General features: G+C 65.9%; 14 protein-coding genes. 12 read left to right on the forward strand and 2 right to left on the reverse strand.

Features of this window, described 5'->3' with window-relative positions; genetic code table 11:
- Window positions 1–33 precede the first annotated feature (33 nt).
- Entirely contained in the window at window positions 34–573 is a 540-nt protein-coding gene (locus tag Ssi02_RS34850; protein ID WP_204032080.1) for a hypothetical protein, read from the reverse strand.
- Between the two features lie 670 nt (window positions 574–1,243).
- Between Ssi02_RS34850 and Ssi02_RS34855 the strand changes: the two genes are divergently transcribed.
- The 12 genes from Ssi02_RS34855 to Ssi02_RS34910 all read left to right on the forward strand — a co-directional run bounded on the left by Ssi02_RS34855 (window position 1,244) and on the right by Ssi02_RS34910 (window position 13,309).
- A complete protein-coding gene (locus Ssi02_RS34855) occupies window positions 1,244–2,251 on the forward strand; it encodes an ATP-binding cassette domain-containing protein (RefSeq protein ID WP_204032082.1) in 1,008 nt (335 codons plus the stop codon).
- 478 nt (window positions 2,252–2,729) lie between these two features.
- Window positions 2,730–3,539, forward strand: coding sequence for an ABC transporter permease (locus tag Ssi02_RS34860; protein ID WP_204032083.1), 810 nt, complete (start codon window positions 2,730–2,732; stop codon window positions 3,537–3,539).
- A gap of 335 nt (window positions 3,540–3,874) precedes the next feature.
- Window positions 3,875–4,684 carry a DsbA family protein gene (locus Ssi02_RS34865; RefSeq protein WP_204032084.1) on the forward strand — a complete coding sequence of 270 codons (810 nt, stop codon included), beginning with the start codon at window positions 3,875–3,877 and terminating at the stop codon, window positions 4,682–4,684.
- The gene (locus Ssi02_RS34870) at window positions 4,665–5,321 is read left to right on the forward strand and encodes a vitamin K epoxide reductase family protein (RefSeq protein ID WP_204032085.1); all 657 of its coding nucleotides are present in this window, start codon (window positions 4,665–4,667) and stop codon (window positions 5,319–5,321) included. Before Ssi02_RS34865 ends, Ssi02_RS34870 begins: the two co-directional genes overlap by 20 nt.
- A 40-nt stretch (window positions 5,322–5,361) precedes the next feature.
- Window positions 5,362–5,727, forward strand: coding sequence for a BlaI/MecI/CopY family transcriptional regulator (locus Ssi02_RS34875; RefSeq protein WP_204032086.1), 366 nt, complete (start codon window positions 5,362–5,364; stop codon window positions 5,725–5,727).
- 228 nt (window positions 5,728–5,955) lie between these two features.
- Window positions 5,956–6,288, forward strand: a complete 333-nt coding sequence (locus Ssi02_RS34880; protein WP_204032087.1) for a YnfA family protein — start codon at window positions 5,956–5,958, stop codon at window positions 6,286–6,288.
- Between the two features lie 322 nt (window positions 6,289–6,610).
- Window positions 6,611–7,684 (forward strand): hypothetical protein, encoded by a 1,074-nt coding sequence (locus Ssi02_RS34885; protein WP_204032090.1) that lies wholly within the window; start codon window positions 6,611–6,613, stop codon window positions 7,682–7,684.
- A 169-nt stretch (window positions 7,685–7,853) separates the two neighbouring features.
- Window positions 7,854–8,096 carry a ferredoxin gene (locus tag Ssi02_RS34890; RefSeq protein WP_204032092.1) on the forward strand — a complete coding sequence of 81 codons (243 nt, stop codon included), beginning with the start codon at window positions 7,854–7,856 and terminating at the stop codon, window positions 8,094–8,096.
- Entirely contained in the window at window positions 8,093–9,490 is a 1,398-nt protein-coding gene (locus tag Ssi02_RS34895; protein WP_204032095.1) for an NAD(P)/FAD-dependent oxidoreductase, read from the forward strand. Before Ssi02_RS34890 ends, Ssi02_RS34895 begins: the two co-directional genes overlap by 4 nt.
- A 27-nt stretch (window positions 9,491–9,517) precedes the next feature.
- On the forward strand, window positions 9,518–10,738 hold the full coding sequence (locus Ssi02_RS34900; protein ID WP_204032098.1) for a cytochrome P450: 1,221 nt from the start codon (window positions 9,518–9,520) through the stop codon (window positions 10,736–10,738).
- A gap of 275 nt (window positions 10,739–11,013) precedes the next feature.
- Window positions 11,014–12,465, forward strand: a complete 1,452-nt coding sequence (locus tag Ssi02_RS34905; protein ID WP_204032100.1) for a M20 family metallopeptidase — start codon at window positions 11,014–11,016, stop codon at window positions 12,463–12,465.
- Between the two features lie 61 nt (window positions 12,466–12,526).
- A complete protein-coding gene (locus Ssi02_RS34910) occupies window positions 12,527–13,309 on the forward strand; it encodes an IclR family transcriptional regulator (RefSeq protein ID WP_204032102.1) in 783 nt (260 codons plus the stop codon).
- A gap of 45 nt (window positions 13,310–13,354) precedes the next feature.
- Here Ssi02_RS34910 and Ssi02_RS34915 read toward each other — a convergent pair whose 3' ends face one another.
- Entirely contained in the window at window positions 13,355–14,212 is an 858-nt protein-coding gene (locus Ssi02_RS34915; RefSeq protein ID WP_204032104.1) for an alpha/beta fold hydrolase, read from the reverse strand.
- Between the last annotated feature and the right edge of the window lie 15 nt (window positions 14,213–14,227).

The raw sequence follows: 14,227 nt of genomic DNA on the forward strand, positions 1-14,227 counted from the left end.
CTTGGATCGCCTGCTCAATGCTTCAATAGGGGCTCACTGCTTGAACAACGTGCCGAAGACCACTGATCCTTGGGTGCCGAGGGCGCGGTAGTCCAGGCCCGCAGGAGTGAGGGCGAACCTTCCCGAACCTCCGAAACAGGTGCCGGCCAGCACCTTGATGTCCACGCTGATGGACACGGCCTCGACGGACTCCAGGGTCAAGTCGCTCCGGCATCCGCCCTCGGGGATCTGCAGCGACCCCACATAGTCTCCGATTCCTCCCTGCTGCAGGGCGAGTTGCACGGTGAAGTGGTAGCCGTCGTTTGTGGCTCTGCCCAGCCAGGTGCCGAGGAGCGCGTTGGGGACGTCGGTGCTCTTCCCGTTGTCCTCCTGTGATGCGTTCTCCTCCTGTGATGCGTTGTCCGGAGTCGACGGTTCCGGTGGTGACTCGGGGCTCTTGTCGTCGGTTTCCCCGTCCACCGGTGTCGTCGCTATTGTCGTCGGCTCGGGTGCCGGGCCGTGCTCCCCTTTCCCCGGCCATTGCCAGGCCAGGTAGGTGAGCACCACGCCGACCAATGCGATGATCGTGCCCACCCACCATCGGTATCCGCCGTCATTCCGATGCGCGGGGCCACCGTCATTCCTGTTGTACAACCCCTTGCTCCCTACATAACCACCATGAGCGAGCCTTCCCCGCGGCTGGTCCTCTTTCTGAGGGAAAGACTTCGCCGTACTTCTTGTAGCACCAGGGGTGCTCCATATGCTGGAGCACTTTCCGGGGGTTTGGTTGCCCGATGTCTTCCGCCGATTCCGATCTGCTGATCGTTGCTCACTGTTGGTCTTGATAATTATCGGAGAAACACCTGGGATCGTTCTATCCCGGAAAAGAGGGGTGGCCTGTGGGGCAGGGTCGTCTTACTGCGATGCTCTCCACAGCCTTCACTTAGGCCCCCATCTGCACTTCCATCCCACTTCCACATCGGGAGCGCGATCTTGGGATGATGCCTCGGCTCCATGACTGGGCGGATCGGGAATGGCAGTCGCACACCGTGGGTAGTGGCCCCTGGACGTCCATGTCGATGATCGTCGGCGAATGTCGGTGAATGTCGGTGATCTTTTTCGCTCGCCTGCGAGATCGAGAACACGACTTGGCGAAGGGGGTAACCGAAGGTTCATCCAGTGTCCCCATTTGGGGCGTTAGTCAAACCTCAAAATTGTCGGTCGCAACCGCCATGATGGGGGGAGAGAAGGAGAGGACAAGCACATGCGATACGCGATTCAGGCAGAGGGCCTGGTGAAGCACTACGGGGAGACGAAGGCCCTCGACGGAGTCGACCTCGAGGTGCCGCAGGGACGGTTGCTCGGTGTGCTCGGGCCCAACGGCGCGGGCAAAACAACCTCCGTCCGAGTCCTCGCGACACTCCTGCGCCCTGACCGTGGCAAGGCGACCGTGGCCGGGTTCGACGTGCTGCGCGAGGCCCATCAGGTGCGCTCGCTCATCGGGCTGACCGGGCAATACGCGGCGGTCGACGAGATGCTGACCGGCACGGAAAACCTCGTGATGATCGGCCGGCTGCTCGGTCTGTCGCGGGCGGAGTCCAAACGGCGGGCACACGAGTTGCTCGGCCGCTTCTCCCTGACCGAGGCGGGCGGGCGCGCCACCAAGACGTTCTCGGGCGGCATGCGCCGGCGTCTCGACCTGGCGGCCAGCCTCATCGGCAGACCCCAGGTGCTGTTCCTGGACGAGCCGACCACCGGTCTCGACCCGCGCAGCCGCACCGGGTTGTGGGATGTCGTGCGCGGCCTCATGGCCGACGGGGTGACGGTGCTGCTGACCACGCAATATCTGGAGGAGGCCGACCAGCTCGCCGACGACATCCTGGTGTTCGACCACGGCAAGGTGATCGCGTCCGGCACTCCCGACCAGCTCAAGGCCACCACCGGGGCGCAGGTCCTGGAGGTCAGGCCGCTCGACGCGAGCCGCCTCGACGTGGTCGGCAAGGTGGTCGCCGACCTGGTCGAGACCGCGCCCGAGATCGAGGGCGGCAGGGTGACCGCCGCCGTGCACGACCCGGCGGTGGTGCCGGCGATCGTGCGGCGACTCGACGACCTCGGCATCGTGGCCTCCGAGTTGTCACTGCGCAAGTCGAGCCTTGACGAGGTCTTCCTCGCGCTCACCGGCCACCGGGCCGAGGATGACGGCGGTCAGCCGGGGGATTCGGGGGCGGAGGGTTCCGATCGTGCCGACGTGAAGACGGGGGCGGGCGTGTGAGCGGCTGACCACGTGGGATCAGGTTTCTGGCCTGGGGCGTCGCTTTTGATCGTTTAGCGAGGTGCCGGGGCTGGAGTTCTGGGCGATCCCGCTCTCCCTGATGACTTGTGGCCATCTGACTGATCCGTGAAGCCGGTCGTGTCCTGGCATTCGTCATGCACTTCGCTCCAACGGGGCGATGTGGCGCTTGTGGACATGGCCGATCCAAACCGTTCCGGGCTTCTCGGCTTCCGGGACTCCGGACTTACAGGCTTACGGGCTTCCGGGACTCCGGGACTCCGGGGCTCCGGGCTTGTGGTGACACGTCCAGTGACCTAAGCCCGGCGGGTCTGCTGCTGTCACCACGCCAACCATCGGCCTGGTCTGCCGCCCATGGGTCATGTGCCTGTGGATCTGGCCCCGCCAATTCCGTCGTATATCTCCCACCTGAGGCGCGTCCCCAGTGGCCGTCTCCAATGCACGTAGCGAGGAACCCGTAATGACCGCCCTGACCGTAGATTCTCCCGTCCCCCCGGCCAAGCGTGTGGGGCCGATCGCCACGCTCCAGCAGACGTTGACGCTGGCCTGGCGCAGCCTTGTGCAGATCAAGCACAACCCCTGGGAGCTACTCGACCTCAGCATTCAGCCGATCATGTTCCTGCTGCTGTTCACTTACGTGTTCGGCACGGCGATCTCCGGCTCCACCGGCGATTATCTCCAGTTCGCCCTTCCGGGCTTGCTGGTGCAGAACGCCCTCTTCTACACCCTGTCGACGGCGATCGGTCTCAACACCGACATCACCAAGGGTGTGTTCGATCGGCTCCGCAGCCTTCCGATCTCCCGGCTCGCCCCGCTGGCGGGTCGTATCCTCGCGGACACCTTCAAGCAGGTGTGGGCGTTCGCGCTGCTTGTCGGGTTCGGCATGATCCTTGGCTTCCGGATCACGACGAGTTTCGCGGGCCTGCTTGGGGCGCTGGCGCTTCTCGTCGTGGTTTCCTTGGCCATGAGCTGGATGTCGGTGCTGATTGGGCTCAAGGCCTCCAGCCCGGAGAAGGTGCAGATGATTGCCTTCTCCACGATGATGCCGCTCACCTTCACCAGCAGCGCGCTCGTGCCGTCCCAGACCTTCCCGGGCTGGCTCAAGGCGTGGTCCGACGTGAACCCTGTCACCCACCTGGCCGACGCCATCCGCGGGCTCATGATCGGTGGCGATGTCGCGAGCCCTGTGCTCGTCTCGTTGCTGTGGGCCGCCGGCTTCGCCCTGGTCTTCGCCCCGCTCGCCGTCACGGTGTTCCGGAGCCGCATCTGAGGCATCTTTGGCCCCATAAGCGTGGTCACGGCATGAAATTTGCGGATCTCCCGGAATTCTCCCTATCTTCTACAGGACGTAGAACGTGCAGGTCGATCTAGGCGCACCCGGCGTCAGCGATGCCCGCCGCGCTCAGCCAGTCCGAGTAAGTGGTCTTGAGCTAACGCCGGTCTGACGACGTGTGGGCTAGAAAGTTGCCGGTCCGATCCGGGGCGCACCGAGAGCACAACGCTCGGATGACCGCACACACGAGCGGTCGCGGGCTGATAGATGCCTGACGACAAGGAAGTCGGGACCACGGCGGACGTCGTGGATCCCGCTGGGGAGGGGGGTAGGTGTCCCGGAAACGGAACAGCGCCCAAGGTGACGGCGACCAGCAGGGCTTGCCCAAGCACGACATGGCCCAGCCGGGCAGTGACAAGGCCGCAGCCAAGGCGAGCAGTGCCCGTGCCAAGGTCGAGGCCATGCGTGCCGACGAGCGCCGGAAGGCCGCCCGCAGCCGCAATCTCGTGGTCACCCTTGTGGTGATCGCCATGTTCGCGGTGGTGGCGGGCGCCGCCCTGGCGATCAACGCCTTCAGTTCGAACAGCGAGAGCAACGCCGCCGCGGCCAGGGAGGCGGTTGTGCGTCCCGACAGCCACCGGCTGCAGACCGCCGCGGACGGCAAGGTGACCTTGGTCGAGTTCCTCGACTTCGAGTGTGAGGCTTGCCGGGCCGTCTATCCCGTCGTGGAGGATCTCCGCAAGCAATACGCGGGCAAGGTCACGTTCGTCCTGCGTTACTTCCCGATCCAGGGCCACTACAACGCCGAGCGCTCGGCCCGTGCGGTCGAGGCCGCCGCTCAGCAGGGCAAGCTCGAGCCGATGTACAAGCGGATGTACGAGAGCCAGGCCCAGTGGGGCGAGAAGCAGGTGCCGGCCGACGATGTCTTCCGCGGCTTCGCCAAGGAGCTCGGGCTGGACATGACGGCGTGGGAGAAGGCCTACAACGACCCCGCCACGCTGGCCCGCGTCAAGAAGGACGCCGCCGACGGCGAGACGCTAGGTGTGCAGGGCACACCCACGTTCTTCCTGAACGGCGAGAAGCTCGAACCCGAGTCGACCGACGACATCAAGGCGGCCATCGATGCGGCGCTCGCCCGCTGACCTCGTCGAGCCGGAGGCGGCCGACGACCCCGCCGCGTCTGAGGCGGACGCGGCGGGGCCCTATCCGAGGCTTCTGCCGTACTTATTGCTGATTGGTGGGGCGGTCGGGTTGCTGGCCGCCTTCGTCCTCACCATTGAGCGGATCGCGCTGCTCAAGAACCCGGAATATGTGCCGAGTTGCAGCATCAACCCGGTGTTGTCCTGTGGTTCGGTCATGACCACTCCGCAGGCCGAGCTATTCGGCTTTCCCAATCCTCTTCTGGGCATCGCCGGGTTCGCGATCGTCACCGCCGTCGGCGCCGCGATTCTGGCCGGGGCTGTGTTCCGCCGGTGGTTCTGGGTGGGGCTGCAGCTTGGGGTCACCGCTGGTGTCGTCTTTGTTCACTGGCTGATCTATCAGAGCCTCTACAACATCGGCGCGCTCTGCCCCTACTGCATGGTGGTGTGGGCGGTGATGGCGCCTATTTTCTGGTATGTCACCCTGCACAACCTTGCCCGATACACCCGTCGTGGTGGTGCGCGGCGGGCCGTGGAGGTGCTCACGAGCTACCACTCGGTGGCGCTCACCGTCTGGTTCCTGGTTGTCATCACGCTGATCGGGATCCGGTTCTGGTCATACTGGAGCACCTTGGTCTAGGGCTGCCAGACCATTCACCGCCTAAGGAGGCGAGACACACATGCGCCTCGGCAATCTGGAGCGCTCGATCATGGAAGCTCTCTGGGATCGTCCCGAGGGCATGCTCGCCCAGGACGTGGCGGAGGTGCTGCCGTCACGTCCGGCGGTCACGACGGTTCTGACGGTGCTTGTGCGTCTCACCGGCAAGGGCCTCGTGCACCGCGAACGGCAAGGCCGGGCCCACCTTTACCGGGCGGCGGGCGACAAGGACTCCTTTGTCGCCGAGGTTATGCGCGCCGCCCTCGACGAAGCGGGCGACCTCGAAACGGCTGTGCAGCGATTTGTCGGCACGGTCTCCCCCGAGGTCGCCGCCGCCTTGCGTGATGCTCTCGAAGGTCGCGACGGTCCCCGCCCCAGGCTCTCCTGACCTGCTGACCACAGGACCGGCTGACCACAGGACCGACTGGCTACAGCACTGGCTGACTACGGCACCGGCTGACCAGCACCGACTTGCTACGGCACCGCCCGGCTACAGCACCGGCCGGCTACGGCACCGGCCGACCACAGCACCGACCGGCTACAGCACCGGTTAGCTACGGCACCGCCCGGCTACGGCATCGGCCGGCTACAGCGCCGGCTAACTAAAGTCGCGTTCATGACGATCGTCCGTTCCCTTCTTCTCTTCGTTGTGGCTGCCGTCGCCGAGATCGGCGGTGCCTGGCTTGTCTGGCAGGGAGTGCGTGAGCAGAAGGGCCTGCTATGGGTGGCCGCCGGCATGCTTGCACTCGGCGCTTATGGCTTTGTCGCCGCGTTTCAGCCGGATCCTCACTTCGGCCGCATCCTCGCCGCCTACGGCGGGGTGTTCGTCGCCGGTTCGTTGTTGTGGGGCGTGGTGTTCGACGGTTTCCGCCCGGACCGCTGGGACTTGATCGGCACCGCCATCTGCCTGCTCGGCGTCGTGGTCATCATGTACGCCCCCCGTACCTGACGGTCGGCAGCAAGCCTGCGTGGCCAATGCGGACTTAACCGTCCTTCGTCCCCACCGCGCCAAATGTGCCGTTCCGGCATACGGCAAGAGCCTTCTTCCGAACACGCCACGACCTCACAACTGATTTTTCACACCCATGTTCTAATTATCGAGGCATCTCGCACAGCAGCCCAAAACCGTCAAATCCATATTGGAGCCCTAGAACCCCTCATAACGTCCACGGAACATACCGTGACAGATTCCCCGATATTGCTAAAGTCGGATTGTGTCACTTGTCTCGCATTTGTACTTTGGCCAACTCGGGGAATGGTGCGAGGACCGCATGACCGGCTCCCTTGCGATGGCCCAGCGGGTCGCCGAGGCGACGAGGGGGACCGAGAAGGTGCGGCCCGCAGGCCGGGTGACCAGGCGCCACTGGTCGCAGACGGACCGCGCCTTCAGCATTCGGATGTCGTCACTCGTGCAGCCCGCCCCGCCGTACTCGGCGTTGTACGGTCTGGTGCGGGTGGGGCTGGTAAGCAGGGATTGGGCACATCGCCAGGCCGGGCTTTACCCCACACACATTCACCTGAAGGAAACCGACCGCTCACACGCGCTCGACCTCCGCCCCACCGTGTCCGGCTGGCTGGATCTGGAGAGCGAACACAGCGTGCAAAGGTATCTGCGCTCCGATGGCTCGCCGCTATATGGCAGTTTCACCGACGTTTCCGTAGAACCCATGCTTTCTGACCTGTTCAATCGCATTCGTGCATATTTTGGAATGCACGCCCCCCTCGGACAGGTCGGCGCGGAGAAGGGGCTCGTACGCCTGTGCTGGCTGCTGGCGAAGCTCGAGTACATCTTCCGGAACGAGGTCACCAACGACCCGGTTTATCGCATGTTCAGTGACGGGAAGCCCACCGTAGAGCAGCTCTACGCCGCGGCCGACGAGGCATCCGTCAACGAACTGGTGGAGTTGGTGCGGCTCCTCCACTCCTCCGGCAGCCTGAACGAGATGCGAACCCTGGCGGGCAATCCCCCCTTAGGACGGCCCTGGGGCATCGCACGGCCGGTGTTCAACTCCTACTGGGCCGACCACGATCTCCTCATCGGTGGGCAAGACGGAACGACGCTGGTCGACGTCAACTCGGTCAGCAAGACCAACAACTCAACCCGTTCCCGCCGGTGGATCTGGCGCCTGCTGTGTTGCGCCTGGTTGGACTCTGAGGATGCCTACCGGATCCGGAACGTCGCGATGTACTTCTCCAGGTACGGATCACTCGTGACATGGCCTGTGGAGGAGCTGGCCCTGGAGTTGTTCGAGGGCGAGGATCCGGAGGACACGCGGCACGAGTTTCTGGGGCTGGTGCAGCAATTGCGTGAGGAAGATCGACGTGCCCGCCCAAGGGAGGCTTAAGACCTCAAGACTCTCGTACGGAATCCTTGGCCCTCACCTGGTGAAAGCACGGTGTAGCCGCCCAGCCTCCTGGATACGCTCATTTGTGCAGGTCAGTGCCTTAACAGAGCCGGGGGCCGCGTCCGTCGACCTCGCTGAGCCGTGGTCCGGCTTGAAGGGGATGGTCCTCGTGAGGGTTGTCGTCGACTTGGCGCGATGCCAGGGATATGCGCAATGCGCCTTCATGGCCCCCGACACGTTCCGTATGCGCGGTGACGAGGCCCTGGCATACCACCCGAACCCCGAGGAATCCCAACGCGAACAGGTCTTGCGCGCGGCTGCCGCCTGCCCCGTCCAGGCCATCCTCGTCGAGGACACCCCGATTGAGGCCACCTTGAGTGAGGCCACCCTGGAAGACCCGGAGCCCACATGACCAGTGCGGAGAATCTGGACAGGTTCCGGCGCCAGGGACGCATTGTGATCGTCGGCGCCTCCCTGGCCGGGATGCGGGCGGCGGAGACACTACGCGACGAAGGCTTCACCGGATCATTGACCCTCATCGGTGACGAGTCGCGCGAACCCTACGATCGGCCCCCGCTGACCAAGCAGGTGCTGACCGGCTGGGTGCCCGCGCACGACACCGTGTTGCCGAGACGGCGCGAGATCGACGCCACCTGGATGCTCGGTGTGCCCGCCTCGGGGCTGGATCTGGCGGGTAAGCGGGTCCTGCTGGCGGATGGGCGGGATGTGCCCTACGACCGGCTGCTGATCGCCACCGGTGTACGTGCCAGGCCGTGGGCCAATGAGGCCGAAGCCGCCTTGGAGGGCGTGTTCGTCGTCCGGACAAATGAGGATTCCGCGGGCCTCCAGGAACGGCTGGCGGCCGGCCCGAAGCGGGTGCTCGTCATCGGTGCAGGTTTCGCCGGATCCGAGGTCGCCTCTGTCTGCTGTGAGCTGGACATCCCGGTCACCGTGGCCGAGGCCGCCGAGGCCCCGCTGACGGGGGCGCTGGGGGACATGATCGGCTCGGTCGCCGCGAGACTCCAGCGTGCCCACGGTGTCGATCTCCGCTGTGGCGTCAAGGTGACCCGGCTGGACGGGGACGAACAGGGGCGAGTGCGGCGTGCCTACCTGTCCGACGGCGGCACCGTGGACGCCGACGTGGTGGTGGTCGCACTCGGCGGCATACGCAACACCGAGTGGCTGCTGGACTCGGGAATCGCGGCGGGCGTCTGGGGGGTGGCCTGCGACACCGGTTGCCGCGCGTTCGACATCAACGGGCTGGTCACCGACGACATCTTCGTCGCGGGCGACGTGGCGCGATGCCCGCATCCGGTCTACGAATACCGATTCCTGTCCCTCGAACACTGGGCCAACGCCGTCGAACAGGCCCATGTCGCGGCGCACAACATGGTCAGCCCGCCGACCCACCGCTGGCCGCACCTGGCGATACCGATGTTCTGGTCGTCGCAGTTCGGCGTCAACATCAAGTCCGTCGGGGTGCCGATCCTGGCCGACCAGATCGCCGTCACCCAGGGGACGGTGGACGACATGCGATTTGTCGCGGCGTACGGCTATCGCGGCCGGGTGACCGCGGCGGTCAGCTTCGACAACGCCAAGTGGCTTGACCACTACAAGTACATGATCGAGACGGCTGCGCCGTTCCCGCCGGAGCCCTTTCCCGACCAGGCCGCCGATATGGCACCGATCCCGGCGCATTTCCCAGACCCGGTGATCATCACCCACGGCGCCACGGTCTTGGTGACCGGTCACGAGCCGAGCGAGCGGCGGGTGGCAGCCGTGTCCCCGTACGGGGGCCGGCCGTAGCCCTGAACCGGCAGAGGAGAAGCGGACATGTCAGTCAGCCAGGCACCGAGCACACTTCAACGGATCTTCGACTACGCCAGCCGGGCTGATCCGTACCCCCTCTATGCCGAACTTCGGAAAACTCCGGTGGACCGGCAGGAGGACGGCACCTATGCGGTCAGCACCTATCGGGAGATCTACGCCCTGCTCCACAACCCGCACATCAGCTCTGATCCGGTCAACCTTGCACATCCAGGACCTGTCGCCGCCGAACGCATCAAACACCCGGCGTTCATCAATCTCGACCCGCCACAACACGACCGGCTGCGGCGCATCGCCATGCGACACTTCGGGCCGCCGCACAACCCCAGCCTGGTGACCGGCCTACAGCCGAAACTCACCGACATCGTCACGGGCCTGCTGGATCGTATCGGGGACCGGGAGCAGATCGACGTCGTGGAGGATTTCGCATATCCCTTTCCGGTCACGGTGATCTGTCACCTTCTGGGGGTGCCGCGGGAGGACGAACCGCAGTTCCACACGTGGGTCGAGGCGATCGTCGCGCTGCTCGACTTCAACCCCGAGACCGGCCCCCCGGAACGCTTGCAGGAAGGACTGCGCGCCCGCGAGGAGATCAGGGAGTATCTGTCCGGGCTTGCGGAGAAACGCAGAGATCGTCAGGCGGGCGATGATCTGCTCTCCAAACTGGTGAACGAGGACGGCCCCGACGGCCGCATGACCCACGAACAGGTCGTCAGCACCGCGAACCTACTGCTCATCGCGGGCCACGAGACGACCGTCAACCTGATCACCAACGGGGTGCTGACGCTGCTGCGCCACCCCGACGTCCTCGCGCGCCTGCGCCGCGACCCGGCGATGATCGTGCGCACGGTCGAGGAGCTCCTGCGCTACGAACCGCCGGTGCAACTCATCCCGTGGCGAGCGGCGTACGGCGACGCCACCGTGGCGGGAGTCACCATCCCGGCGGGATCACAGGTCACCCTGGTGCTCGCCGCCGGGAACCGCGACCCCGCGAGGTTCCGCGACCCCGACCGGTTCGACCCCGACCGACCCGACAACCAGCACTTCGGCTTCGGCAGCGGGGTACATCTGTGCTTTGGCGCTCCACTCGCCCGGCTGGAGGCGCAGATCGCCTTGAACGCGTTCTTCCACCGCATTCCAGACGCCAGATTGCTGGCCGACCCACCCCCCTACCGCCAGAGCGCGGTGCTCCGCGGCCCCCGGCATCTCGCCGTCGGCCGGGGATGAGCAGGGGCTGTGCCGGGGACGAGCCGAGATTGAGCGGAGGATGAGAGAGACTCGCACGCCGTTCTGCTGAGCGGGACGTTTCCATGGGCAAGTGCCCCCAGATCGGTCGACCATCGCCCTATGGCCGATGTGAGTGCCCGTGAGGGTGGCGGAGGAGAGTCCATGCCTAGTGTTCTGCTGATCCTGTTGGTCTGCTGCGGCCTTGCGGCCGTGGTGCCGGTGCTTTGGCGATGGTTTGCCAAGAGGAGTAACACCCAGGTCCACCGGATCAACCAGTGAGCCGCCCCGATGGGCTGGCCGGGCTTGACCCGCAGCGACGGGAGCAGGTGGCGGCGGCGTGGGGAAATGTCAGTGCGGGCCGGTTGCGGGAGTTGCTCTGTGGTCTGGTCGACATCCCCAGCCCGACCGGTGGTGAACGCCGGCTCGCCGAGCACATCGCGAGCACCCTCGCGGCCTCCGGCATCCCGGCCGCCACGCAGCCGCTCGATGGCAGGCAGGCCAATGCCTGGGGGCGGCTACGGGGTGACGGGAGCGGGCCCGATCTCATGTTGTATGCCCCGATCGACACCTTGACCACCGGCTCCGAGGGTGAGGACGTCCCGTGGGTCGGGCCCTCACTGCGGCCCGACATGCGGCCGGTCGCCCACAACGAGGGTGATCTGGTGGTCGGGCTGGGGGCCGGCAACCCCAAGGGACATGTGGCCTGTGTGCTCATGGCCGCCGAGGCGATCCACCGTGCCGGGGTGCCGCTGACCGGGGATCTGCTGGTCGCGTTTGGGGCCGGGGGGATGCCGACCAACGCGCCAAAAACCGTGCCAAACGCCGGACCGCACACCGGACCGAACATCGGACCGAACAGCGGGCCAAACGTCAGACCGAACGCCGGACCGAACGCCGGGCCAGCGAACGCGCCGAACAGCATGCCGACCACCATGGAGCGCCGCAATATCGGGCAAGGGGCCGGCTGCTCGTTCCTCCTTGAGCAAGGAGTCTGGGCGGACTTCGCGGTGATCGCCAAACCAGGCTGGACGGTGTCCTGGGAAGAAGTGGGCCTGGCATGGTTCGAGGTAACCGTGCATGGCGTGCACACCTATGTCGGCTCAAGGCACCGTTTACCGTACGAAAATGCGATCGCCCGGGCGGGTGAGGTCGCCGTGCGCCTGGAGAAGTGGTTCGCCGAATACGCCGACCGGCACACCGAGGACACGGTCGCGCCTCAGGGCATCGTGGCCGCGGTGGAGGGAGGGTGGCCGCATATGGCGGCGGTCACCCCCGCCGTGTGCAAGCTGCTTGTGGATCTGCGCCTGAGTCCGCGCACCACTCCCATGGTGGCCAAACGGGAGTTCGCCGCCGCCCTCGCCAAGATCTCCGCTGAGCTGCCCGGGTCGAATGTAACGTTTGAGATGGTGCTCGCCATCCCCGGCACCGCCTCCGATCCGCGGAGCTGGGTGGCGCGCAGCGCCATGGCCGCGTGGGAGGCCATGGAGGGGCGTCCGCATGAGGTGATTCGCGGCAACAGCGGCGCGACCGACGCCAACATCCTGCGCGGCCGGGGCATCCCGACGGTGCGGGTCGGCATGCCCAAGGTCGCGGATGCGCCGTTCGAGATCGACTTCGCCATGGGGATGAACACCGCGGATGTCCGGGAGATGGAGAAACTCACCCGCCACCTGATTCGTACGGCTGTCGCCACCGTCACCCGGTCCAGGGCGGAGGTGGGGCTATGACTATCTCCCCACTTGAGGACCGGACTGGAACGTACCAAACTCGGCACAGGAGGTCCCTGGTATGAACGTGCTCCCGTCCCCATCAGCGATCACCGCAACCGCCGAGACGATGAACTCCGTCCTCGGCAAAGCCCGTCTGATCATCGAGGCGTTCACGGCGGAGGATGACTCGCTCTCGCTCGCGGAGATTGTCCGGCGCAGCGGTGTGGCGAAGGCCAGCGTGCACCGGCTCGCCCAGGAGCTGCTCGGCTGGGGACTGCTCGAACGAGCGGGGAGCCACTACCGCCTCGGCCTGCGGCTCTTCGAGATCGGCCAGCGTGTGCCGCGGCAGCGGATCCTTCGTGAGGCGGCTCTGCCGTACATGGAGGATCTGCTGCTCGCCACGCAGGAGACCGTGCACTTCGCCATCCACGACGGGCTCGATGTGCTGTATGTCGAGAAGCTCATGGTGCACCGGGGACTGCGAAAGCAGTCCCGGGTCGCCGGGCGGCTCCCGCTGCACTGCACCGCCACCGGGAAGGTGATCCTCGCCTTCTCACCCCCGGTGCTCTTCCACGAGGTCCTCCAGCGTGGCCTCACGCCCTTGACCCACAAGACGGTCACCCAGCCGGGGCGGCTCCGGGCCCAGATAGACAAGATCCGCAGCGAGCGGCTCGCGGTCGAGGTCGAGGAGACGAGGCTCGGTTACACGAGCTTCGCCGTACCGGTCTTCGGGGACAGCGGCGCGCTGGTCGGCGCGTTGTCGATCACGGCGCCCACCTTCCGGATGAACCACGGCAGGTTCACGGTCGCGCTGCGCACCGCCGCCCTCGGCATATCCCGCGCGCTCCAGGCGACGGGCTGAGAGGCGACCGTCTGAGAGGCGACGGGCTGAGCGCGCGGGACTCCCTCACCCGGAGTGTTTCGCGAGGAATGCCAGGCTCACCTCGTTGTACTGCACAGCCTGCTCATGCTGCGGCCAGTGCCCGCACTCGTCGAACAGCACCAGCTCCGAGCCCGCGATCGCCTCATGCATCGCGGTGGCCTCGGGCACCTCGCCGAACGGATTGTCCCGGCCCCACACGATCAAGGTGGGTGCGGTGATCTGGGCGAGTTGTTCCGGGCGGAGGATGTTACGCAGCCGAACCTCCATGTTCTGCAGGCACAGCAGGTTGTCGATATTGGCGACGAAGTCAGGCTGATGGTAGATGGCGTGCCTGATGGCGATCAGTTCCTCGGTGGCGTCCTCGTCGTCGGCCATCAGCAGCCGCATCCGCGCCCTGGTGAGCTCGATGTCGTCCGTGGCGACGGCCCGCCGGGTGGAGGTGCGGATGCGCTCCATGACCGTCGGGTTGGCCACGGTGCCGCCGGCGCAGAGCAGCTGGAGGGAGGCGATCCGCTCCGGCGCGTCGATCGCCGTGCGGGCGCCGACCCATCCGCCGAGCGATTCCCCGACGATGTGGGCGGATTCGATGCCGACGGCGTCCATGTAGGCCAGCAGGTGATCACGATATCGGGGAATTTCGTACGGAAAATCCGGCTTGGCGGTGTACCCGTGCCCGAGCATGTCGATGGCGTGACAGGCGTAGTGCCTAGCGTGATCGCCAATGTTGCGGGTGAACGCCTCCAAATGGCCGCTGGTGCCGTGGAGGAAGATCACCGCTTCGCCGTTCCCCGCCTGGAGGGAGCGGGTCGGGACCCCGCCGGCGTCGACGGTGGTGACCTGGAAGTCGGTGCCGGACAGGTCCGTCCAGATGGTGTGAGTCATGGTTACTCCAGTGGG

It is taken from the genome of Sinosporangium siamense, from assembly GCF_016863435.1.
Lineage (GTDB): Bacteria > Actinomycetota > Actinomycetes > Streptosporangiales > Streptosporangiaceae > Sinosporangium > Sinosporangium siamense.